The sequence below is a fragment of the Terribacillus saccharophilus genome (assembly GCF_046592895.1).
Taxonomy (GTDB): Bacteria; Bacillota; Bacilli; order Bacillales; family Amphibacillaceae; genus Terribacillus; species Terribacillus saccharophilus_D.
Genome location: NZ_JAWVPU010000001.1, coordinates 817,235 through 841,466, shown reverse-complemented (window position 1 = coordinate 841,466; position 24,232 = coordinate 817,235). Strand labels below are relative to the sequence as shown.

Annotated in this window: 24 protein-coding genes; 15 read left to right on the top strand and 9 right to left on the bottom strand. The window is 43.2% G+C overall.

Annotated features, from left to right (window positions below):
• Positions 1-212 precede the first annotated feature (212 nt).
• A complete protein-coding gene (gene codB, locus SFC66_RS04000; protein WP_411217411.1) occupies positions 213-1,487 on the top strand; it encodes a cytosine permease in 1,275 nt (424 codons plus the stop codon).
• The gene (locus SFC66_RS03995; protein WP_411217410.1) at positions 1,484-2,752 is read left to right on the top strand and encodes a cytosine deaminase; all 1,269 of its coding nucleotides are present in this window, start codon (positions 1,484-1,486) and stop codon (positions 2,750-2,752) included. Before codB ends, SFC66_RS03995 begins: the two co-directional genes overlap by 4 nt.
• 138 nt (positions 2,753-2,890) lie before the next feature.
• Here the strand turns inward: SFC66_RS03995 and SFC66_RS03990 are convergent, their stop codons facing one another.
• The 5 genes from SFC66_RS03990 to SFC66_RS03970 form a co-directional block, all read right to left on the bottom strand.
• On the bottom strand, positions 2,891-3,541 hold the full coding sequence (locus SFC66_RS03990; RefSeq protein ID WP_411217409.1) for a DUF443 family protein: 651 nt from the start codon (positions 3,539-3,541) through the stop codon (positions 2,891-2,893).
• A gap of 125 nt (positions 3,542-3,666) precedes the next feature.
• Positions 3,667-3,963: a DUF4176 domain-containing protein gene (locus SFC66_RS03985; protein WP_411217408.1), complete on the bottom strand. Its 297-nt coding sequence runs from the start codon at positions 3,961-3,963 to the stop codon at positions 3,667-3,669.
• A gap of 14 nt (positions 3,964-3,977) precedes the next feature.
• A complete protein-coding gene (locus tag SFC66_RS03980; RefSeq protein WP_411217407.1) occupies positions 3,978-4,613 on the bottom strand; it encodes a DUF443 family protein in 636 nt (211 codons plus the stop codon).
• Positions 4,613-6,181 carry a ribonuclease YeeF family protein gene (locus tag SFC66_RS03975; protein WP_411217406.1) on the bottom strand — a complete coding sequence of 523 codons (1,569 nt, stop codon included), beginning with the start codon at positions 6,179-6,181 and terminating at the stop codon, positions 4,613-4,615. The genes SFC66_RS03980 and SFC66_RS03975 overlap by 1 nt, the downstream gene beginning before the upstream one ends.
• Before the next feature lie 17 nt (positions 6,182-6,198).
• Complete coding sequence (locus SFC66_RS03970) at positions 6,199-6,477, bottom strand: YwqI/YxiC family protein (RefSeq protein WP_411217405.1); 279 nt, start codon at positions 6,475-6,477, stop codon at positions 6,199-6,201.
• Positions 6,478-6,945: 468 nt separating this feature from the next.
• Between SFC66_RS03970 and SFC66_RS03965 the strand changes: the two genes are divergently transcribed.
• From SFC66_RS03965 to SFC66_RS03955, 3 genes are all read left to right on the top strand, one after another.
• A complete protein-coding gene (locus SFC66_RS03965; protein ID WP_411217404.1) occupies positions 6,946-7,224 on the top strand; it encodes a hypothetical protein in 279 nt (92 codons plus the stop codon).
• A 154-nt stretch (positions 7,225-7,378) separates the two neighbouring features.
• A complete protein-coding gene (locus SFC66_RS03960) occupies positions 7,379-7,798 on the top strand; it encodes a YwqH-like family protein (RefSeq protein ID WP_411217403.1) in 420 nt (139 codons plus the stop codon).
• Entirely contained in the window at positions 7,795-8,079 is a 285-nt protein-coding gene (locus SFC66_RS03955) for a YwqI/YxiC family protein (RefSeq protein ID WP_411217402.1), read from the top strand. The genes SFC66_RS03960 and SFC66_RS03955 overlap by 4 nt, the downstream gene beginning before the upstream one ends.
• Before the next feature lie 32 nt (positions 8,080-8,111).
• Here the strand turns inward: SFC66_RS03955 and SFC66_RS03950 are convergent, their stop codons facing one another.
• A complete protein-coding gene (locus tag SFC66_RS03950) occupies positions 8,112-8,426 on the bottom strand; it encodes a DUF2628 domain-containing protein (protein WP_411217401.1) in 315 nt (104 codons plus the stop codon).
• 303 nt (positions 8,427-8,729) lie between these two features.
• Here SFC66_RS03950 and SFC66_RS03945 point away from each other — a divergent pair, with 303 nt between their 5' ends.
• Positions 8,730-9,335 carry a Bax inhibitor-1/YccA family protein gene (locus tag SFC66_RS03945; RefSeq protein ID WP_411217744.1) on the top strand — a complete coding sequence of 202 codons (606 nt, stop codon included), beginning with the start codon at positions 8,730-8,732 and terminating at the stop codon, positions 9,333-9,335.
• 23 nt (positions 9,336-9,358) lie between these two features.
• Here SFC66_RS03945 and SFC66_RS03940 read toward each other — a convergent pair whose 3' ends face one another.
• From SFC66_RS03940 to SFC66_RS03930, 3 genes are all read right to left on the bottom strand, one after another.
• On the bottom strand, positions 9,359-10,357 hold the full coding sequence (locus SFC66_RS03940) for a hypothetical protein (protein WP_411217400.1): 999 nt from the start codon (positions 10,355-10,357) through the stop codon (positions 9,359-9,361).
• A gap of 147 nt (positions 10,358-10,504) precedes the next feature.
• The gene (locus SFC66_RS03935) at positions 10,505-11,431 is read right to left on the bottom strand and encodes a hypothetical protein (protein WP_411217399.1); all 927 of its coding nucleotides are present in this window, start codon (positions 11,429-11,431) and stop codon (positions 10,505-10,507) included.
• 244 nt (positions 11,432-11,675) lie between these two features.
• Entirely contained in the window at positions 11,676-12,569 is an 894-nt protein-coding gene (locus SFC66_RS03930) for a fructose bisphosphate aldolase (RefSeq protein WP_411217398.1), read from the bottom strand.
• Positions 12,570-12,833: 264 nt separating this feature from the next.
• Between SFC66_RS03930 and SFC66_RS03925 the strand changes: the two genes are divergently transcribed.
• From SFC66_RS03925 to SFC66_RS03885, 9 genes are all read left to right on the top strand, one after another.
• Positions 12,834-14,561 carry a cache domain-containing sensor histidine kinase gene (locus SFC66_RS03925; RefSeq protein ID WP_411217397.1) on the top strand — a complete coding sequence of 576 codons (1,728 nt, stop codon included), beginning with the start codon at positions 12,834-12,836 and terminating at the stop codon, positions 14,559-14,561.
• Complete coding sequence (locus SFC66_RS03920) at positions 14,558-15,724, top strand: response regulator (protein ID WP_411217396.1); 1,167 nt, start codon at positions 14,558-14,560, stop codon at positions 15,722-15,724. The genes SFC66_RS03925 and SFC66_RS03920 overlap by 4 nt, the downstream gene beginning before the upstream one ends.
• Entirely contained in the window at positions 15,721-16,989 is a 1,269-nt protein-coding gene (locus SFC66_RS03915) for an ABC transporter substrate-binding protein (RefSeq protein WP_411217395.1), read from the top strand. Before SFC66_RS03920 ends, SFC66_RS03915 begins: the two co-directional genes overlap by 4 nt.
• A 176-nt stretch (positions 16,990-17,165) precedes the next feature.
• The gene (locus SFC66_RS03910; protein WP_411217394.1) at positions 17,166-18,635 is read left to right on the top strand and encodes a glycoside hydrolase family 68 protein; all 1,470 of its coding nucleotides are present in this window, start codon (positions 17,166-17,168) and stop codon (positions 18,633-18,635) included.
• A 109-nt stretch (positions 18,636-18,744) separates the two neighbouring features.
• Entirely contained in the window at positions 18,745-20,277 is a 1,533-nt protein-coding gene (locus SFC66_RS03905) for a glycoside hydrolase family 32 protein (protein WP_411217393.1), read from the top strand.
• A gap of 214 nt (positions 20,278-20,491) precedes the next feature.
• Positions 20,492-21,715, top strand: coding sequence for an NRAMP family divalent metal transporter (locus SFC66_RS03900; protein ID WP_411217392.1), 1,224 nt, complete (start codon positions 20,492-20,494; stop codon positions 21,713-21,715).
• Between the two features lie 21 nt (positions 21,716-21,736).
• Positions 21,737-22,474 carry a 5-oxoprolinase subunit PxpB gene (pxpB, locus tag SFC66_RS03895; protein ID WP_411217391.1) on the top strand — a complete coding sequence of 246 codons (738 nt, stop codon included), beginning with the start codon at positions 21,737-21,739 and terminating at the stop codon, positions 22,472-22,474.
• Positions 22,471-23,244, top strand: a complete 774-nt coding sequence (locus SFC66_RS03890) for a LamB/YcsF family protein (protein WP_411217390.1) — start codon at positions 22,471-22,473, stop codon at positions 23,242-23,244. Before pxpB ends, SFC66_RS03890 begins: the two co-directional genes overlap by 4 nt.
• Positions 23,237-24,181 (top strand): 5-oxoprolinase subunit C family protein, encoded by a 945-nt coding sequence (locus tag SFC66_RS03885; RefSeq protein ID WP_411217389.1) that lies wholly within the window; start codon positions 23,237-23,239, stop codon positions 24,179-24,181. The genes SFC66_RS03890 and SFC66_RS03885 overlap by 8 nt, the downstream gene beginning before the upstream one ends.
• Positions 24,182-24,232: the final 51 nt, after the last annotated feature.

Genomic DNA, 24,232 nt, shown 5'->3' with positions numbered 1-24,232 from the left:
ATTATTGTAATAATATTTTTAATTGAATACTGGTACCTTTAATTCAGTCCCGTGAGGCTGACAAGGACATTCGGAAACCATGGAGATTATCAGGGATAGCTATACCCTTGTATCTCCATGTTCAAAGAGGCTTCCTGTCAGTGATGGCAGGAAGCCTCTTTTCTTTTTTCCTCGGTACCAGTTTTAGTCTGACTAAAACAGGAGGAATAACAATGGAACAGAAAAAGATAGATCATGATTTTTCACTGCAGGCGGTGCCGGGATCACATCGGAGCGGTTTTTGGAAGATGATGGTGGTCATGCTTGGATTCACATTTTTCTCGGCGAGTATGGTGTCAGGTGGAACGCTTGGCTTAGGATTGACCATGACACAATTCATACTGATTGTGTTGGCGGGTAACTTGATTCTCGGACTTTATACAGGGGCGCTTGCTCATATTTCAGCCAAGACTGGATTGTCTACACATTTATTGGCGCGTTATGCGTTTGGGGAAAAAGGATCTTACTTATCTTCGTTCCTGCTGAGTGCAACACAGGTGGGGTGGTTCGGAGTCGGCGCGGCAATGTTCGCGGTACCGGTTCACCGAGTGACAGGAATAGATACGTACATTTTGATCATCATTTTAGGTTTCGCAATGACAGCGACGGCTTTCTTCGGAATGAAGGCTTTGACGATTTTGAGCTTTATCGCAGTACCTTCCATCATTGCTCTTGGCGGATATTCAGCACTTGAAGCAGTGGATACAATCGGTGGATTCACTCAGCTGATGCAGTATGAGCCGCAAGAGACAATCAGCGCTGCAGCAGCACTGACAATCTGCGTCGGATCATTCATCAGCGGCGGGACATTGACGCCTGACTTCACAAGATTTGCCGATAAGCCGAAGAATGCAGTCATCACAACTGTCTTCGCCTTTTTCATCGGAAATTCACTGATGTTCTTCTTCGGTGCCATCGGTGCAATCATCACAGGTCAATCGGATATTTCCGAAGTGATGTTCCTGCAAGGACTTATCATCCCGGCGATCATCGTGCTGGGTCTGAATATCTGGACGACGAATGATAGTGCGATTTATGCATCAGGACTCGGGATTTCCAACATCACGAAAATCAAAAAAAGCAAAGTAGTCATCTTGAACGGAATTGTCGGGACACTCTTGGCGATGTGGCTGTACAACAACTTCGTCGGTTTCCTGACAACGCTCGGATCTGTACTGCCGCCTATCGGAGCCATCCTGATTGCGGACTATTTCATCGTGCGCCGCGGCAAGTATCCAGCGTTTGAAACGATGACATTCAAAGCGGTGAACTGGAGCGCGATGATAGCATGGGCTCTCGGAGCTGGTGCAGCGAAATTCCTGCCGGGTATTCCGCCGCTGAACGGATTGATCGGTGCGGCAGCCGTATATGTTGTCCTTTCTGTCGTAACAGCAAAATTTGCACAGCCGAAAGTAAATCTAGAGATGAAAAAGGTGACCGAATCATGATAATCAGAAACGCAAAGCTTAGAAATAAAGAAGGTCTTTGGCAAATCCTAATCACAGATGGAAAAATTGAAAAGATAGCCCAGTCCATTGAAATGGATCATGAGCAGCATATCATGGACGTGCAGGGAAACTTGGTGCTTCCGCCATTCATCGAACCGCATATCCACTTGGATACAACGCTGACAGCAGGTGAGCCGAACTGGAACGAAAGCGGGACATTGTTTGAAGGAATCCAGCGCTGGGCAGAGCGAAAAGAGCTGCTCACACATGAGGATGTAAAGACTCGGGCGAAACAAGCACTAAAATGGCAGATTGCACAAGGCATCCAGCATGTGCGCACACATGTCGACGTAACAGATCCTGAACTGACAGCACTGAAAGCATTACTTGAAGTAAAAGAAGAAACGGCAGCATATGTTGACCTGCAGCTGGTTGCCTTCCCGCAAGAGGGGATCCTATCCTATCCAAATGGAGCGGAACTGCTGGAAGAATCACTCCGGATGGGAGCGGATGTTGTCGGAGGCATCCCACATTACGAGTTTACGAGAGAGTATGGCGTGGAATCATTGCAGACAGCTTTCAAATTAGCCGAAAAATACGATCGTCTCGTGGATATCCATTGTGATGAAATCGATGATGAACAATCCCGATTCGTCGAAGTAGTAGCAGCAGAAGCACATCGCTACGGTATGGGCGAGCGCGTGACAGCCAGTCATACAACAGCGATGGGCTCTTATAACGATGCGTATACTTCCAAGCTTTTCCGCTTGCTGAAGCTATCCAATATCAACATGGTAGCCAATCCACTAGTCAATATCCACCTTCAAGGACGTTTTGACACATATCCGAAACGAAGAGGGATCACAAGAGTGAAGGAGCTGACAGAAGCAGGCATCAACGTCAGCTTCGGCCATGACGATATCTTTGACCCATGGTATCCACTAGGAACAGGCAACATGCTGCAAGTCCTGCACATGGGCATCCACGTCACACAGCTGATGGGCTACGACCAAATCGTCAACTCCATCGACATGATCACAGCAAACAGCGCCAGAACACTGCACATCGAAGACAAGTACGGCATTGAAGAAGGGAAGCCAGCTAACTTGATTGTGCTGGAAGCAGAGAATGAATACGAAGCGATTCGGAAGCAAGCTGCTGTTTTGTATTCTGTGCGGAATGGTGAGGTTATTGCGGAGACACAGCCGAGGGATACGAATATAACGCTAGGTGGTAATATGGAAAGAATAACATTTTCTAGATAATTCGATTTACTGTTTTTTAAGAACCCAGATGAAATTTGTCTGGGTTCTTATCATTGTTTCAAACGGTTCCATACTCGACTTCATTGACTATCTTAACAGGTTTATAATACTGTTCGATATCTAATAGGCCACAGAAATTCACTTTATATCAATCTTGTATTTGCCATGATCCAATGCTGTTAAATTAACAATAAGAAATATAAAAAAGAATAATAAACCCATAAATAGTATATAGAGATTACTTTCTGTTATGAATGCTAGCAAACAAAAAACAGAGAAGGATAAGGAAAATAGGTATAAGAAAGCAGTACGAATAATATGTCGAAATTTTGGTCTGCTAGTTCTTATATGCAACGTGGATAAGTAGGTAAAGTCTATAGTTTTATTCAAGCGTTGCTTTTGTTTATGCATTAGAAACAAGAAAACCCAGAATAATAAACTTGTTAGTAATATCGTTAGAATTATGTTTAAATATACAGGACTGGTTATAGTAGCTAGGTTAGTTAGTGGAATCAAAATTCCTGAGAACGCAGTAGCTATACCAGAACCTATAGCACCGTACCTTGCGCTATTGCTGAGATCTACTTTCTGATAGATGATAAGCTGCAAGGCTATTTCACGATCAATCTTATAAGCAGGATTACGAAGGAACCAGAACAAGAAAGGTAATATGCTTCTCCAAATCGAAGTCCCTATATCTATAAGATAATATTCATCATGATACAAAAGGATTCTATATCTAGCGTTTCCTTTAACTCTTCTAATCATACCTTTGGCTGTACGTTTCATGATGTCAACACCTAAATATTTTATAATACGAAAGCTATAAGAGTGGTTATAAATTAGAAAAAAACTAATAAGAGAAAGAATAAGCACCAAGATAAATGAAATAATCTTGATGCTTTTTCTATTTCTTATTTCAATGGACCGCTAACAACACCTTTTTGAATTTTGTTGTCCTCAAGCCATTGCTTATACAAGGAATTGAACCGTTCCTCATCACTATCTTTAAATCCTTCAAAAATTATCTCATCAATATTTTCTTCATTGAAATAAAAAACGTTATCAGCGACCAGTCCTAGTGGGTATTCACAAGCAGAGTAATCAAACATTTTTTGTTCTCCGTCTAGTTCTATGATAGGGCCGCGGTTGAGAATCATTAGTTTGCTAGTTCCTTCGTTGAGATAGACAATTGAACCGATGGGGAGCATAATAATTCCTCCTTTTAAAATTTTATCTTATATTTGCCATGATCTAGTCCCAATCCACCATAAAGAAGAAATAATATTAACGAGACTAAACCCATAAAAAGTATAAAAATGTTACTATAATTGATAAATGCTATCAAAAAGGTAACTGAAAAAGCTGCAAAGAAGAGACTAAAAAATTGGATTTTTAGTATGTGTGATATCTTTGGTGAATAAATCTTAATCTGATGTTTTGGTAGATCTGTATAACTTATAGTCTTCTCTACATTTTGTTTTAAGACTCTTAATAAAAATAAAAACCCCATGATGAACATAGATACTAATATGAAAGTGATAATTATATTGATTGAAAAAGTGCTATCAATATTTAACCGATTTGTTAAAGGCATTAAAATGCCGGACAGTGATATAGAAAGTCCGCCCGCCATAAAACCGTATATTGCAAACTTACGCATTTGGGTTTTTTGATTTGTTAGAAGTTGCAAGGCAGTTTCTTCATCAATTTTATAACCGGGGTTTCGAAATATCAAAAAAAGAAAAGGGAATATTGCTTTCCATGGAGACGATCCTGTGTCTATTAAGTAATAATCTTCATTAATATTTAATATTCTATACCTTAAGTTTCCCTTTAATCTTCTAATTTCTCCGCGCATTAATACATCCACCTCGCATAAGTCATAGGATTTCTTAAAGATGCTATACCATCTTTGATGCCTTCTCCTATCTCTTTAAAAGAATCCACAGTTTTTTCTGCCTGATTAACTATCGCCTTTCCGGCGTCATCTATTTTTTCGCCAACGGCATCTAAACCATCTTGAATTCCTCCGATGTTATTGTCGTAAAGCCAATTAAAACCATGTGAGAATCCGACAGCTACGGCCATACCTCCCAATATAGCCCATCCTCCAGGATTGGAGACAAGTGCTGTAGTGCCCAGCGTTACTAGGGTACCTACACCAGTGGCGGCTGCATTCTTAGCAACAGCTTCACCGAAAGTTTTATCGTTCTTATTCATATCTTCGTAAGTACCATACACGGCGCTTATCGCAGGTATACCAACCTTTCCTAACATCGCACCACCTTTCATTAACTTACTGCCTGTATTAATCCATTTATTCGATTGGTTAAGTTGATGTTGAGCAGTTCTAGAACCTACTAACCCAAGATTTGCATTTAAATATAATAAATCACGAGTAAATTCACCGATTTTCTGTGTTTGTACGCCAATTTGTTCAATTGATGTTGCAAATACTTCCTTGGAAACATCCTGTGTAATCTTATCCCAGTTTTTATTAGTATAGTCTATAAAATTATCGGTTCTCTCTTTATCAGAAGCTTCTGTAAGCGCTTTTTCGCCCTTAGCCATAGACAAAATTCCGTAATATTCTTTTCTCGATATATTTCCTTCCCTTAAATCTTTCTGTGCATGGGATACTAAAACAGATATACCTTCATCCATTCCTTCTTCTGCCCTTTTCGTTGCAGCAGCAATCGCAGACATAGGAAGATATTCAACATTTTCCTCGGTAATTTCGACATTCCCGTTTCCGTAACTCTGCTGAATGACGTTATTATATGCATCAATGTTCTGCAGGGATGCTGCATCGAATTCGCCTATCGAAATGGAGCCGTTGCTTAGTCCGGTTGTCATTTCTGACAGATACTTTTTCATTGTGTCCAAGTCACTTTGTGTTTCTTGCAGTTTGGATGCGTGTTTGCTGTCAAGTTCGCCAAGGTCTTCCATGACATCATCTAGCTGCTTTTTACCATCTTCAATACTCGATTCGAAGTCGGAATAGCTGATTTTTGCTACGTATGTAATATTGGCTACGCCGGATAAAACGGAATTGATGCTTTCGGAGACACTGGCAACCTTGGATTTAGCTTGATCGAGCCCAGGGTGCAGTTCGTTGTTTAAAAAGCTTTCACTTATATAACCATGATGGCTGGGTTCGAAGGATTCAACATCATTCTTCATATCCTCCAGTCTGTTTTTGTAGTCTTCCATGGATTGAAGCAGGAAGGTGATGAAGGGGGTATGAATTTCGTTGTAAAAGGAACGAATAGCCGTGCCTGTCTTTCCTTTTAAGGCATCTTCTAAGCTGTAGAGATTCCTGACTTTTTGCTGGAGGTTCGACAGTTGTTCCGATAGCGTGTCTAAATCTAGCTTGGACGTTTCAGTGCCTTTGTGAATTTCTTTTACCGAGAACTCTTTCAACATACTTCCTCCTCACATGCTTATTTTAAAGCGATTTTATCGCCAATTGTTCGATCTAATTCAATTAGTTCCTGCACTGCTGTTTCTGTTGCTGCTATATTATCTTGGAACAGTGTGATGAACTGACCAAGAAGATTTTCGTATTCTTCCTTTATTTCGTTGTACAAATCACTCATGCGGATATCTGTGTTGCCATCCATTGTTTCGCCGAGCTGTTTTTGCAATGCTTGCACAGCGTCGCTCATTTCTTGGATGCCTTTTTGAGCCTCGGCTTGATTGACTTTTATTTCGCCGCTCATGTAAGGACTCCTTCCTATAAAAACTGATAGTTTCACCCTATCGAATCTAGTTTCCATTTTGTAGAGTATTAAGTACCTTTTTCCTTGAACAATTCTTCCCTATGCCTAGGGAAATAGTTATATATGCTCCTGTCTGTGCTTTTGCTGCTAACCAAGTACCCTTTTCGTTGGATTTATATGCCAATTAATTACATAATTTTGATTTAAATGGTTGTGGACGGGTAAATGGTAATTGGAATCTAAATGTAATTGAACAGTTGTATAACATACTTGCACTTATAGCCGTACGAGAGGGGCGTCGACAAATGAAATTCAGATACACCGAGCCATTGATTAAAAAGGCTTTTCAGCAGCTCGTTCAAAGTAATCCTGACGACACGAGTCCAATATCGGATTTTAAGATGATGCATCCTGTAATGGGATTAATAAAAAAAAGCAAATGGAGAAAAATCGTTAGTGAACTGTGTGATGGATATAGAAGAGGAAGGGCTCTTAATCGTGCTGATGCACTTATTCAAGGCAGATACAGCTATCGAGGCTTGGTATTTCAGTTTTTTCGGTGTACAGCATCTAGATATAAAAGATGGATGGCTTAGCTCTACCATTACACTGAAGAATGAGGGGAATGATGGGGATTATGTATTCCAATTAAGAAAACGCAGTCCTAAAAATCTTCCCAACCAAGAAAAAAATATAAAGTACTTAACTGATAGTCTCAATAAAAGGTTTAATGTGCCGGCAAGCTAAACACAATTTATCATCCAACTTTTTTACTATTACAATTCAGTTGCATTATGGAAAAACAAGGCAGAAGTCTTACAGATTTTTTGTTGGGAATCCTTTACAGTATAACTGAAGCAGTATGGTGCGGAATGATACAAAGCAAGGAGTGTGAGGAAGGATGTCTTCAATCGATTCCCTTAATAATCAAATCGACAACATGCGAGACTCAATCAATGGTTTAAGCTCTCAAGTCAATCTAAAGCAAGAGGAATTAACCCAGCTTGAAAGAGCAATAACTGAGATTTCGGGTTTGCAAGGAGATTATGAGGAGAGCAGAAAACACTGGCATGATATAGATTTGACTGCGAAGACGTGGAAGGGCGAGCTTGCTGATAAATTCGATGGTTTCCGCAATGGAGAGCTCTCAACCAGCTTTACCAAAGTATCACAAAATGAGGTGGAGCGGGTTCTGGATGCGCTGGAACAAGCGAAAAGCATGGTGGTTGCTGAGATTGATACATGTCAGATGCAAATAGCAGCAAAGGAGAGTTCAATGGAGCGGCTGCAGAAAGATAGAGACAAGGAGCTGCAGTCATGAGTGAAATTAAGTTAAAAGCAGACATTGTGCAGCAGAAATTATCAGATCTCCAGCGTTCACTTGCTGATTTTCATGAGGGAGATCCGGGGTCAGGCAGCGGAGATGAAATGCTTGATGTGCAAGTGAAGATCAATAATGTCAATGAATCGCTGAAAAGCCTCGTTCAAGAATATCAGGGTATGGCACTTCAGCACGTGGAGGCGAGCAGCAGTGCGGTCGATTCGCTTGTAAAAGCAGAGAAAGCAGTGGCCGACATTATAAGTACATTTAAATTAGGATAAACAAAAAGCCGACTATGCAGTCGGACTTTTGTTTAAGCAGTTCTGGAAAGGATCTCTCTTTCTTGCAATAAAACTCTGGATTCCTCATCAGCTGGCTGGTAGCCTTTTTCGATCAGTTCTTTTATATAGATCTTATTGTAGATGAATGAAAATACAATGCCTGTGACGAAGGAACCAAGACCGAATGAGAAAGAACCAAGAACGGCTTCAATAATGACAATGATGATAGCCCACTTTAGATCTCCGCGAAATAGGGGAGTCAAGAAACCGAAGAAAAATGTTGTCCAGCTGAAGCCTACTTTCACGCGTTTTGATAAGCCGCCAGAATTCTGTAATACTGCTTTCATGTATGTAGCCTACTTTCAATATTTTTAAGGAAGAGAGGAAAAAAGAAGTGCTTAATCGTATGTAATGATATAGTCCTATGCTTCCTTATCTATATCATACTAAAAAAATTAGAAAATATATATAGAATTTCCTGATATGGATTAGTAAATGGAAGAAATCTATATGTTACTTTGATTTTTTCCATTTAGTTAGCAAAAATTCGAAACCATTTTTCATGCTACGACGTATACAACCTAACAATATCTTTAGAAAATTAGGAGCGATGAAATTTGGAATACGCAATATCAAATCAAAAAACGATCATGCAGAAGGTGCTTCAAACATTCTTGCTGACATTGCTGCTGGCGACGGTTGGTATATATGCAGGGCATTTTGTGCCGCCAGTGCTGATTCTTCCGTTGATTATCGTGGAAGTCGGCATGCTGATTGCAGCATTTTGGCTTAGAAGGAAAAAGGCAGTAAGTTATACGTTCATTTATATCTTTGCTGTCATTTCAGGTATCACGACATATCCGGTGGTCGCGCATTACGCTTCCATCGGCGGAGCCAATATTGTTCTGTATGCGTTCACGACAACATTTGTCATCTTTGGAGCAATGGCACTTGTGGGGGTTAAATCGAAGAGAGATTTCTCTTTCCTTGGCGGGTTCTTGCTAATCGCTTTGGTTGCTTTGATTGTGACAGGGTTGATCGGCATCTTTGTCCCTTATAGTGATGCAACGATGCTCGGCTTCTCTGGAATTGGTTCGGTTGTCTTCTCCCTATACATTTTGTATGATTTCAACCAAATGGCCAGGAACCAGATCACAGAAGAAATGATTCCGTTGATGGCGTTGAACCTTTACCTTGATTTTATCAACTTGTTCCTTAATCTATTGCGCTTCCTTGGCATTTTGTCCAAGGACTAATAAATGACAGACCAAAGGACTTATCAAGCCCTTTTGGTCTGTTTTTTATTTCTTTGTTTCTGCTTTTTGTCTTGTTTGCGTTTGTTTTTCTTCATTGTGCGATGTTTCTTCTTATCTCTGCGGCTTTGCGCTTTACGCTCCAGGTTTCTTTTTAATCGATGTTTCAAGCTGCCTGATGAATCCAGCACAAAACGGATACATATGATTAATAAAAGTGTTAAAAAGAGCACCATTATTTGCGGGAATAGGCGATTGAAATAAAATATCACATCGGATAAACCGAAGCCCTTCGTATGGATTCGATAAGGATTGCTGTCGGGATGGCTGATTGATACTGTGTCCATTGCGTCATAATAGACACTTGGCCTGACTTCTTTTCGCGTGATTATATCATTACCATTCTCATCCTGATATGAAAGGGTAAGATAGAAATAGCTGCTTTGGAAGCGTCCGCCGTTTATGTCACTTTCTTCGGCTATAATCATTGCTTCTACTTCGTTTTGGCTGCCGGTATAAGATCTTATAGTGTTGTAGCCGATTTGTGCCATCGTGGTATATCCGTAAATCAAGAGGGCTGCCAGCACTGCGAAGAACCCAAATGGCAGGGGAAGAATCACAGGCCAGGTCAGCCATTCCCAGCCTGCCTTTTTTGATTGTGCTACAAGGAAGCTAATGTAATAGACGGGACCGATTAAATATAAAAAGATTAGAAAGATAGATATATAAAATTCTCTGTTTCCGAATAGATTTCTTTCATTTACTTCGATGGTATCCCCGACTGTTAGCGTTTGGTATTCTTTCTGGGATATTTCTATTTGGTCATCATTTGTTGTTACAGCATAAAACGCTACATTTCCATAAAGATCGTTGGAAACATTTTTTGCTTCAACGGTGGATTCTGTCAATTCTTTAGTTTGAATGAGAGAAGCAAGCTGGATCGATTCCATCACTAAAGCAACTGCACAGAATAGGGAGGTGATAAGTAAAACGATATGTAAAATCTTGGCCTGAGGACGCTTCATTTCTTTCTCCTTATAGTATTGGTCTCCAATGTATTCGCAAATATAGTGTATGAAAATGGTGGGACCACGTAAATGTTAAGTGCATATGGATAGATTTAAGGCTAACACAGACGGAACACTTATCAAGATGTTCTGTTAGCATTTTCTTCATTTAGCTCGTTGCTTCTTCTTATCCAACCAGCTTTTTTTCCGGTGTGCCAGTTTGTCTTTCAGGTTTTGTCTCCGGTTCTCACGAAACAACCAGAATCCTGCATATGTCATCAAGAGAGCCATAATTGGCATAATCAACCGCTCAAAATAAAAGAATATATCAGATAAAGCGAAACCTTTGGTATGAACGCGGTATGGGTTATCTGTGGGATAGCTGATCAATGCTTCCGTTGCTAATCCATCGTCATACACTCCAGGCCGGACTTCTTTTTCCATCAGAATTTCATTACCTTCCGGATCTTCATACGTAAAAGTAAGATAATAATAATCGTATTCCAATATGCCGTTTTTTTCACCAAAGTCGTCTACGACCACTGCATCTGTTTCATGCTGGGTGCCGATATAAGATTGGACGGCGTTATATCCCACCTGTGCTAAAGTGGTATAACCGTATATTAGAATTGACAGCAAAATAATGAAGCCGGCGATTAGCGGTAAGGTGAACGCAGGCAAAATCACAGGCCAAAGCAACCACATGCAGCCTGCCTTTTTGACTTGCGCTATGATAAAACTAATATAGTAAACTGGGCCAAGCAAAAAGAAGAATAGCAGAAAGATAGATCCATAAAAGTCTGCATTTCCAAATAAATCTTTATTGTCAAAAGTAATCGTATCTCCGATTTGCAGCTTTTCGAATGTTGCCTGTGATACGTCGACCTCATCGTCATCTTCTGTGTAAATGTAAAATTCGAAATTTCCGAACAGGTCATTGTAGACTAGCTTTTCTTCAACGATAGCCGTTTTTATATCCTCTGTGACAATAAGATTATAAAGTTTGGATGACTCACTTACCAACAAGATTACACAGAATAAAGAAATGATCAGCAAGACAATATGTAGAATAACAACACCAGCACGCTTCATCCTTTTCTCCTTTAATTTTCCAATTTAATGATAAATATAGTGTACGGAATAGGGGAGATAACGTCAAAGTAATTTATCCGAAGAGGATTTATTATTATGTTGATTACACGAGAAAGGGGGGAGAAGAGAACGAATATGTATCTTTAATTGAACAAAATATGAACTGAGTGTGATTAGTAGTAACATAGAGGAAGAAAATAGTGAGGGCAAGCTGTCACTAATTCCAGCTTGCCCTTCATACTGCTTACTTCTTATTAACAGATGCATCATAAATCGTATCCACAGCATCCTGCAATGCTGCATCGAAATCTTCTTCGGACTGATTGGCATTCAATTCAGCTGCCAATGCACGGGAGAAGCTGGCGATTACGCCTTCATTTTCCTTCAGCTTTTCGTTTGCTTCATCACGGGAGTAGCCGCCGGATAGTGCAACGACGCGTACGACGCGTGGGTGTTCGGTTAGCTCTTTGTATAGATTTGCTTTCGTTGGGATGGAAAGCTTGAGCATGACGTTTTCTTCTTCGGATAAATCATTCAAGTGACGGAAAATCTCATCCCGAAGGATTTCCTCACATTTCTCCTTATCCTCGCTGTGAATATTCACTTCTGGTTCAATGATCGGCACGATACCGGCTGCGATGATGCTTTTACCGATTTCAAATTGCTGGTCGACGACGGCTTTGATGCCGCTGACGTTTGGCTCTTTGATGACAGAGCGCATCTTTGTACCGAAAATATTACGTTCGGAGGCGCGGCCGAGTGTTTCGTTAAGATTATCGATCGGCTTCATAAGCTGCACGCCATCTTTTTCCTCTGCCAGTCCTTTATCGACTTTCAGGAAAGGAACGATACCTTTTTCTTCCCACAAGTAATCGCCGGTATGTTTGCCCTGTATTTCGCGGTCCATTGTCTGCTCAAATAGAATAGCTCCAAGAATCTTATCTTTGCTGAAAGCTGGAGAAGTGATGATGCGTGTCCGCATATCATGGACCAGCTTGAACATCTCGTCTTCGTTTGAATAAGCATCCTCAGGAACACCATACTCTGCCAATGCCTTTGGCGTACTGCCTCCGCTTTGATCCAGTGCTGCGATGAAGCCCTTGCCGTTTTTGACGATATCGTATTGCTTGTCATTCATGTGTGCCACTCCTTTTTCCGTTTAGTTAGCAAAAAATTGCTCCATGTTCACTGTTCCCTTTTATCCAGTGTTTTAACATTAAATGTTTGATAGGGTTTCCAAAACGGGATCTGCAAGCTGCGAAAGTCTATTTGCGATAGTAAAAACGATGTTTTGCGGTTGATCGGGACTTTTTGGTGTAACTTAAGTTGGATTGACGGAGGATTGGGCATGTTATAGGGTAAGTTTGACTATTTTACGGACGGTATGGAAGGAAGGGCATGGATGAGCATTAGAATTCGGTTATTCATCATGTTGCTCTTATTTGTCATTCTGCCTTATTTTCTCTTTGTTATTTTTATTTATGAGAATAGCAAACATGTCATAGAGGAGCGGGATTTGGCAAGCAGTCGTGAGGAACTAAGGGAAAGCAGGGCGGATTTGGAACAGTATACGCAAGAGATGGTCAGGCTGCCTTATAGCTTGTTCAATATGCCCGAGGTGCAGCGGGTACTGGAGAATGGCATGCTGGCAGAAACGACGGAACATGTGCAGGCATTTGAGAATAGTGTGGAGACGTATGCGGCAACCCGGCCGGATATCAGGCAGCTGCGGTTTTACTTTCAGCAAGATCAGCAGGCGCTGACGGTTTACCAATCAAATGTCGGTGCTCCAAAGCAAGCGTCGGATTATATGAGAAGCTCACCATTCAGGGAGCTAAATGACTCGAAGGCCGCTTATATGCTGGAAACACCGCATGTGCTCGAGAATGAAGATAAAGTGGCAATTGTGCCAGAATCGGATAATACAATGATACTGCCGATCCATCATCGTATAACGGATGTGCTGAGCGGAGAATTTCTTGGTTTTCTGACAACGGATATAGAGGTGTCTGCTTTTGCGCGGCAGCTTGAGGCTGTCAAAAGGGAAGCGGGGACGCAGGTATTGCTTGTGAATGAAAGTGGGGAAATCATCTACAGCAAGGATTCAGGAAGTATCGGAGAAAGAATCGACAAAAACCAATTAGCAGCGGAGGGAGAGAATATCGTTCTTCGCGAAAAGCTCAGTGAGCCCTTGGCAGGCTGGCAGCTGATGAAGGTGACATCCAAGGATGTGCTGTTCCGTGATGCGCGGAGAACCGCCTGGACAAATGTCTTATTAGGTTTTGGTGTCGTCTTATTAGGGACGATACTCATCCTTGTCATTTCGCGTGTGTTTACCAAACCGATCATTACATTGAGTGAGCAGGTTCGATCCATTGAAGGCGGGCAGATGGACGTCCAGCTAAGGACAGAACGTAAGGATGAAATCGGGCATCTGGCTGCGCATATGCAAGAGATGCTGGATCGAATCGACTCTCATATTGCGAGGGAATATAAGCTCGAGCTGGAGGCGCGTGAGAGTCAGCTTAGAATGCTTAAATCGCAGGTGAATCCTCATTTTCTCTTTAATGCTTTACAGTCGATTGGAGCTGTTGCGCTGCGATCGGATGATCGCGAGGTGTACAAGCTGCTCGTATCCCTATCCAAAATGATGCGGTATGCATTGCAGGCGGATCAGCTAGTACCCGTGCGGGAGGAACTGGATTACATCGACTCTTATTTGAAGTTGCAAAAAGAACGCTTCGGAGCAGACTTGCCAATCACTATTCAAGTGGAAAAAAGTATGCAGCAATATCAGATACCGAGCATGCTGCTGCAGCCGCTTGTTGAGAATCACTTTAAGCATAATTATGAAGGATTGCGAAATGAAAGCAGCTTTATTTTAAAAGGGATGGAAAAGGACGGATTACTGGTATTTATTGCAGCTAGCTACGGTGCGGCAGTGAGTGATGAAAAGATTCGTCTGTTACAAGAAGGAAGCGCCGGCGGAACGGGTCTGCGCAATATCGCGGAGCGTCTGCATCTACATCATGCTGAGAGGGCGGCATTTCGACTCGGTAATTTGGCTGGAAAAGGGTTTGAGGTCACGATTTGTATTCCGGCAGAGGAGCAAGGAGGTAAGAGGCAATGAAGGTGTTACTAGTGGATGATGAAAAAAATGGCCGCGACGTCTTGCGCACACTGGGAGAGTGGGAGCAAAATGGTGTGACGGTCTTACTGGAGGCAAGTGACGGGAAAGAGGCACTTGAATTGATTGCATCGGAGCAGCCTGACATCATATTCACCGACATCAAGATGCCGCGTATGAACGGTATCGAACTGATGGAGCAGCTGCATACGGCTGACTACCGCGGAAAATGCATCCTTGTAACGGGGTATGATGACTACCAGTTCATGCGGAAAGCGATTCAGTTCAACAGCTTTGATTATTTGCTGAAACCAATAGATCCAGAGGCTTTTGCAAAAGTGCTGGAGAATGTATCGCAAGCCACACTCGCAGACAAACAGTCTTCGGAAAACGAAGCAGAGGTTCTCGGTGATGCCAGACGACTGCTTCAAGAACAGCGAATTTCGGCATTATGTACGGGGAAGTCAGAGGACTTCTCCATTCTCCATGAAGTTCTGCCCAAGGAAGAAAAGATCGACCTGACATTGCTATCATTCTATCATATGCATCAGCCGGCTCCGATTCTGGATTGCTTAACGGATGAGCTGCATCGATATGCCATTGGTGATGTATTCCGCTTTTTGCAGGAGGAGAATTTGTACATTATCTTGTCTTCTGCAGACCATTGGCTGCGTATAGAGAACTGGCTGCGGCAACATTTGGATTTACCGGTGCGAATTGTGCAGGAACGTCTGCATGTTGTGGAGGAGGTTGCTTCTGTGTTCGAGCGGCTTACAGTGGAGTTGACGGAGAATCGTTACCGCACAATCAGGAGACTTGATGAGCTGGAAAGCGAGCAGCGCGGCCGAGACATCGTTTCCTATGTGCAGCGTTTCTATATGGAAGATGTAAGCCTGGAGCGATTATCAAAGCTGTTCTTTTTATCAAAAGAGCATATTTCACGCAAATTCAAGCAAGAAACAGGTATGACTTTATCCCGATTTGTGACAGACTGCCGCATGAAGCAGGCGAAGCAATGGCTTGAGAAAACCGACCAAACCATTTACGACATAGCTAGGTTGCTTGGCTATCAAGATGAAGTGTATTTCTCGAAGCTATTCAAAAAGGAAGCAGGTTTAACCCCGACTGCTTATCGAATTGAGCGTAATGAGCAGGAGGGAAGATGATTGGCATGAGAAAACTATTCTGTGCTCTTTTTGTTGTTGTTCTGCTGCTGTCTGCTTGTGATACGCCTCCTGAAAAAGGGGAAAAGCAACCAGTGGAAACAGTCAGCCTAACAATTCGCAACCCGAAGGTGGAGATTGCTTCTGGGTTTGAAGAGATGGTTGATGTATATGAAGAAACACATCCCCATGTACATATCCAGGTAGAGACAGTTGGCGGAGTATCGGATGATTTCGCCGATTTGAAAACACAAATGGCCGTAGGGGAAGGTCCGGATATTTTCACCAACGTCGGTTACACGGCTACAGAAGATTGGATCCGTTACCTGGAAGATCTGAGCGATGAATCATGGGTGGCCGATGCTCGTGAGGGTACACTCGATCCCATCACCGTTGGTGGGAAGGTGTATGGCATGCCAATGAATATCGAGGGATTCGGCATCGTTTATAATAAGGTGCTATTCCAAAAAGCCGGTATCAAAGAGCTTCCCGGCACCTTTACTGAATTGGAAAAAGCGGCAGCTCAGCTTGAAAAGATAGGTGTGACACCTTTTGCGAATGGTTATTATGAGGAATGGAAGCTAGGGCATCATTTGACCAGTTTAGCGTTTGCTGAGCAATCTGATCCGGAAGCATTCATGTCGGACTTGGCAAAAGGGAAGGCGAGTTTTAAGGATGATGTTGGGTTTCACAACATGCTGCGTTTTCTAGATCTGACACTTGCGTACGGGAATGCGCATGCTGCAACGACTGATTATTATGCAGAGATGGAAGCGTTCCAAAATGAAGAGGCAGCCATGATTGTGCAGGGGAATTGGGTCGAGCCGTTATTGGCGAAACAAGCGCCAAATCTGCATGCAGGCATGTTTCCGATACCGCTTGATGACGAAGGCAATGCGCAGCTGGTCACGGGTGTGCCGAGTTATTGGGTCGTCAACAAGCAATCTGGTGCAGCTGAAAAGCGGGAGGCAAAGCGCTTCTTGCAATGGTTGACAGAATCGGAACAAGGGCAAACCTATCAGACGGAGAAGCTTCGCTTTATCCCGGCATTCCGTTCCGTTCAACCACCTGAATCAAGCCTGGGCGGAGATGCATGGAGGCAGTATGACCAGCAGGAACGGCGGAACTTCAATTGGTCCTCCTATTCGCCTCCTATGAAAGAAGCCTTTGGACGAATATTAAAACAGTACGTAAATGAAGAAATGTCCAAGCAAGATGCGCTGCAGGACTTGGATCACGCGTGGCGGCAGAATAGTTCCTCTCACTAGTGTAGAAGTCCCCCTATCAGGAGGGACTTTTTGTATGAATATCAATTTTAGACAAAAAGAAGATCAAGATAAACCATCCCCGTTTTTTATTTCCTGTCCTATACTGAGCTCGTACGGCAGGTTTATGAACACTTGTCTTACACAGGATCAGCATTCATACATAGGAGGAATACAGGATGAAATTTCGGAAACGGGCGTTAAAAGCAGGTGTCGTTTCACTGAGTGCAGCGTTGATGCTGGGAAGCAGTTTCACAGTGGCTTCGGCAAACAATGACGGTGGAAATGTGAAGCCGTACAAAGATTCATATGGCACATCGCAAATCACGCGACAGGACATGAAGGAAATGATCGGGCAGCACGGGGACGAACGTTATACTGTTCCTAGCTTTGATGCTTCTTCTATTAAAAATATCAAGTCAGCTACAAAAATAGATGAAAACGGTAATGAAGTCAAAATGGATGTATGGGATACATGGCCGCTTCAAAATCCCGACGGTACAGTGGCAGATTACAATGGCTACCAAATTGTGTTTGGGCTGGCTGGCGACCCGAAAGATGCAAGTGACACATTCATTTACATGTTCTATAAAAAGTCAGGCGATGATTCTGTTGATGCATGGAAAAATGCTGGACGTGTATTTGATGATAATGATAAATTCAATGGTGATGATATACTGGCTGGTCAGCAAGAAGAATGGTCTGGTTCTGCAGCATTCATCGACGGCCAAATTCGCTTGTTCTATACAAACCGCGGCGGCTTTGATGAAAGCAAAGGCATTTTCGGTAAACAAACATTGACGACTGCTCAAGTGAACGTCTCTGAAAAGGATGCAAGCAGCCTGCAGGTCGACGGTGTAGAGGATTACAAGTCCATTTATGATGGCGGCAATGGAAAAACATATGAGAATGTGAACAAAGCATTCGAAGACCGCGATTTTGCCAATAACCACACATTGCGTGATCCGCATTACATCGAAGATAAAGGTAAAAAATACTTAGTTTTCGAAGCGAATACTGGTACCGAGTATGGTTATTCCGGGGAAGACTCTCTCTATAACCGTGCTTATTATGGCAATGGCATGAAATTCTTCCGTGATGAATTCAAGCAGCTGCAAAACAGTGCGAAGAAGTCTACGGCAGAGCTTGCGAACGGTGCAATCGGAATTGTGGAAATCAACGATGATTACACATTGAAAAAAGAGATGAAGCCGCTCGTCGTTTCCAATACAGTGACGGATGAAATCGAGCGTCCGAACATCTTCAAAAAAGATGGCAAGTTCTACTTGTTCACAAGCACACGTGGTTCCAAAATGACGATCGATGGCATTGATGATGAAGATATCTATATGCTTGGGTATGTATCCGGCAGCTTGACTGGCCCATATAAACCAATGAACAAATCTGGTATCGTCCTTCATCAGGACTTGGATCCCAATGATTTGACTTGGACATATGCGCATTATGTGATTCCGCAAAAGAAATCGGATGACTTTGTCGTAACAAGTTATATGACAAACCGTGGTTTCTTCCAAGATCACAAATCTACATTCGCACCATCCTTCCTGCTTGATATTCACGGCAAAAAATCTTCTGTTGTCGAAGATGGTATCTTGGAGCAAGGTCAAATCACGTACGACGAGAAATGAATATAACGAGAAAAGGGAATGTCAGCATGATGGCATTCCCTTTTCATCCATATTGAAATAAAAGTGTGGTGACGATATGCGGCATGGATTTACGAGAAAGAGGTGGACGATGCTTGGTGTGATTATTTTGCTGATTGTGGCGGTGATCGCGGTTTTTGTGCTGATGGATGATAAAAAGGCTGGAAAACAAAATCCTGGGAAGGCGCAAACCATCTCATACCGACCCGATTTTCATTTCAGTTCACCTGACAAATGGAAAAACGATCCGCAGCAGCCAATCTATTATAAAGGCAAATACCACTATTACTATCTCTATAACAAAGACTATCCCGATGGCAATGGTACCGAATGGCGACACGCGACTTCTGAGGATCTGATTCATTGGGAAGATCATGGCGTGGCGATTCCGAAATATACGACAGAAAATGGGGATCCATGGACAGGGTCTGTTGTACACGATAAGAACAATACAGCCGGGTTTGGTGAAGATGCACTGATTGCTATCGTCACACAGCCAACTGGTGAGAGTGGGCAGCAAGAACAATATCTCTGGTACAGCACAGACGGGGGAAATACCTTCCAGCAGGAAAGTGAGGAACCAGTGCTTGCCAATCCAGGCGCACAGGATTTTCGTGATCCTAAAGTGTTATGGAATGAAGAAAGAAATGATTGGCTCATGCTGCTGGCAGAAGGAGATAAGATTGGATTTTATGAATCTGCTGATTTGAAAACCTGGACTTTCACTAACGATTTTCAGACAGATGGAATTGGTGTGCTCGAATGTCCTGATCTATTCCCGCTCCGCGCGCCAGATGGTACGGTTAAATACGTGCTTGGTATGAGTGCGAACGGAGAAGGAAAAGGGGAACCGAAAACATATGCCTATTGGATTGGAGACTTTGACGGTACATCATTTACACCGGATCAAGAGAATCCGAGATGGCTTGATTACGGTTTTGACTGGTATGCTGGTGTCACTTTTGAAGATGGTCTTTCAGAAGATAAACAAGCGAAACGATATGCGCTTGCTTGGATGAATAACTGGTCTTATGCCGATCAAACACCTTCAATGAAAAGTGATGGATTCAATGGAACAGACTCCATTGTCAGGGAAATTACACTGCAGCATGATCAAGACGGTTATTATCTAGCTTCCCAGCCGAATGCTGCGCTGGATCAGCTTTCTCAATCAGCGGATGAGATTGAGAATCTCGAGCTGCAAAATGAAACGAAAACATTGGATATTTCAGCAGAGACATATCGATTGGATGCTGACATCTCCTGGGAAGATAGCCCGAATGTCGGATTGCGACTGCGGGAATCAAAGGACCATTCGCGTCACCTTGATGTTGGTGTTGCTGCTGATGGAGGCTATTCCTATTTGAACAGAAGCTGGACTGATAATCCGGATAAAGAGGGTCTCTATCAAGAAAGCAAAGCCCCGTTCGACGTTGGAAAGAAGCAAGCACATCTGACAATTCTCGTGGATAAAACAAGTGTGGAAGTATTTGTGGACGATGGAAAGGTTGTTCACAGTAATCTAGTCTTCCCGCATCCACAGGACCAAGCGATCAGTCTGTATGCAGAAGCTGGCAAGGCAAAGTTTGATAAAATTTCTATCAAGAGACTGGGTGAATCATAATATTGTAAGGAAAGAGGCCCTTAACGGGTCTTTTTTATTTGGTGCAGAATGGCTCTTATCTTCGTAATCATTGATGTTAGATTATTTTACATCTTGTGTAAGTAATTATTTTCGCGTTATAATGATTATTATTTATTAAATATTTACGATAATGTATGCAAATCAGCACATACTAAGATAGGTTTGCAGCAATCGATACATAAGGGGGATTTACATGGCAGCAAAAGAGAAAGATCTACAACAGCAGCAATCTTCTTCCAAAGGTAAATGGGGCGTCCTGTTAGGGGCGGCATTCTTGATGGGTTCATCTGCAATCGGGCCAGGATTCCTGACGCAGACTGCAGTTTTCACTGATCAATTATTAGCAAGTTTCGGCTTTGTTATTCTTATGTCAATCATTTTGGATGTTGGTGTACAGATGAATATTTGGCGCATCATCGCCGTTTCCAGAATGCGCGGACAAGATATCGCAAATAAAGTCTTGCCGGGTCTTGGCTACTTCCTTGCTTTTGCAGTTGCATTGGGCGGTCTTGCTTTTAATATCGGGAACGTCGGCGGTGCGGGGCTTGGTTTGAATGTATTATTCGGTGTGGATACGGTTATTGGCGCAATTATAACAGGTATTATCGCTATTGGTATTTTCCTTTCCAAAGAAGCAGGAGCAGCAATGGATCAAATCGCCAAAGTTCTTGGATTGATCATGATTCTGCTGACATTTTATGTTGCATTCCGCAGTGAACCGCCAGTCGGGGAAGCGGTTCTTCGCACATTCGCTCCGGAACAAATCGATGTCTTTGCCATCATCACACTTGTTGGTGGTACTGTTGGTGGATATATCACTTTTGCGGGTGGTCACCGTCTGCTGGACGCTGGTATTTCTGGTAAGGAAAGTCTGCGTCAAGTGACGCAGAGCTCCGTTTCCGGGGTTTTGATTGCATCGATCATGCGTATTTTCCTGTTCTTGGCTGTGCTTGGGGTAGTTGTAACAGGCTTTAAGCTGGATGCGGGCAACCCGGCAGCTTCTGTATTCCAAGAAGCGGCAGGTACACTTGGTTATAAGATGTTCGGTCTGATTTTGTGGGCTGCGGGTATTACATCAGTCATTGGTGCTGCTTATACATCTGTTTCATTCCTGAAGACATTGTCCAAGTGGGTGGCTAAAAATGAGAAGCTTGTTACGATCCTATTCATTATCGTATCGACGATCATCTTCTCCTTTATCGGCGAACCGGTAACACTTTTGGTCATCGCAGGCGCAATCAATGGACTTATTTTGCCTATCGGGCTTGGAGTTTTGTTGGTAGCAGCTTATAAGAAATCCATCGTTGGCGATTACAAGCATCCGTTATGGCTTACCATTTTTGGTGGTCTTGTCCTGATAGCGACAACTTACTTGGCAATCGTTACATTGATCAACCAGTTCCAAAAATTGTTCTAATTCGAGAAGGAGGTCCTAAAAATGAAGCTTACCTATCATCCGTTAGGGGATACGGGCATGCAGCTCGTTTTCGGACAGACGATCTCAGAGGAAACAAATCAGAAAATCCGGCTATTTGCAGATGTGCTTAAAGCAGGGCGAATCGAAGGGATCATTGAATGGGTGCCGGCGTATACGACTATATCCATCTTTTATCGTCCTGATAAGATTGGCTATAATGCATTGCAGCAGAAGCTGGAAGATCTATATGAAAATATTCAAGGAGGAGCGGCTGATGCTGCTTCTCTTGTTTATGAGATTCCGACGTATTATGGCGGAGAAACAGGTCCTGATTTGGATTTTGTTGCAGATCATAATGGTCTGTCCGTGGATGAAGTGATCCGTATTCATTCGAGCCAGGAGTATTTGATATATATGATGGGGTTCGTCCCCGGTTTTCCGTATTTGGGCGGCATGCCGGAAGAAATCGCAACACCGCGCCGTTCGGATCCGCGTCCAAAAATTCCGGCAGGTTCTGTTGGCATCGCAGGCTCCCAGACGGGGATGTACCCGCTGGAAACCCCGGGGGGCTGGCAGATCATCGGTCAAACCCCAGTGAAATTGTATGATCCAGGACGTGAACAGCCCATTTTATTGACGTCTGGTCATTACGTGAAGTTCGTGCCGATTTCGAAAGAAAGGTACGATGATATTGCAGAATCCATCCGTCTTGGGGAATATACGATAAATAGTTACAGAAAGGGAGGCGGGCTGGTATGAAGACAATTGATTTGAATAGCGATTTGGGTGAAAGCTTCGGTGCTTACACGATTGGCAATGATAAGGAAGTCTTGCAGTACATATCATCCGCGAACATTGCATGTGGTTTTCATGCAGGTGACCACAATGTCATGATGGATACAGTTCGAACAGCAACGAGTCTTGACGTTGGTATCGGCGCGCATCCGGGATTCCCTGATTTGGCTGGTTTCGGACGACGTGAGATGAAGCTGTCACCGAGTGAAATCTACAATCTTGTCGTGTATCAGCTGGGTGCAATCCAAGCTGCAGCCAAAGCATGCGGTACATCTGTGCAGCATGTGAAGCCTCATGGTGCATTATACAATATGGCTTCAAAAGATGCGGTTATGGCAGAAAGTATTGCAGCTGCAGTCAAAGCTGTTGATCCAAAGCTGGTGCTGTTTGGGCTGGCAGGCAGTGAACTGGTGCGTGCCGGTGAGAAAGCTGGCCTTCGTGTTGCGCAGGAGGTTTTCGCGGACAGGACATATCAGCCCGACGGCACACTGACGCCTCGTTCGCAGGCAAATGCCATGGTGCATGATGTGAACGAAGCAGTGGATCGTGTCATCACCATGATTCAAGAAGGTAAAGTGACTGCAGTTGATGGTACGGATATTGCAATTCAAGCTGATACGATTTGTGTACATGGCGATGAGCCAGAAGCGTTGCGATTTGTCCAAGAGCTCCGAAAAAGACTGGAGACGGAGCAAATCGACATTCGTAACTTTGGAGTGAAACAACATGAGTGACAAGCTGTTTCAAGTGGTCAAGCCCGGGCTGATGACAACGATTCAGGATCTAGGCCGGACTGGCTATCAGGAATATGGTGTTGTCGTAGCAGGAGCAATGGATGATTATGCGCTGCAGATTGCCAATCTGCTTGTCGGTAACAGTCGTGGGGAAGCGGCGCTTGAGGTGACTATGATGGGACCGACGCTTAAAGTGATGAAGGATGCAGTCATAGCGATAACAGGCGGGAATCTGTCGCCGCGCGTGAATGGGCAGCCTGTTGCAATGTGGAAGAGTATTGCAGTCAAAGAAGGCCAGCTTATCGAATTTGGCCAGCCGCTGGAAGGAATTCGAGCGTATATCAGTGTGGCCGGTGGCTTTGGCTTACCGGAAGTCATGGGTAGTAAATCCACCTACTTGAAGGCAAAAATCGGAGGTCTGAACGGGCGCGCGCTCGAGAAGGAGGACGTCTTGTATGCAGGCGGAGATACGCAAGCAGTTATAGGGCGCTCGCTGCACTACGATGAAATTCCGAAGTACAAGAAGGAATTGACGGTTCGCGTCATTCTTGGGCCTCATCAGGATGCTTTCACCGAAGAATCAATTCAGACATTCTTGCATTCCGCATACGAAATCACGCAGCAGTCAGATCGCATGGGCTATCGTCTTAAAGGGCCAGAGCTTACGCACAAAACTACTGCGGACATCATCTCCGAAGCTATCCCGCTCGGCGGCATCCAAGTGCCGGCTAACGGCCAGCCAATCATTTTGATGGCTGATCGACAGACAACAGGGGGATATACGAGGATTGCAACGGTCATTTCAGTGGATCTGCCGCTGCTTGCGCAAGCAGTGCCGGGAACAGTTATCCGGTTTGAGGAGATTAGCATGAATGAGGCACATGAAATTAATCGCAGAAAAGAAAAGTTACTTGGTATATTAGAGAAAATAATATAAAAATAACTTTTGAAGCTTTAACAAATCAGTGATTATTCCGATATATGATGT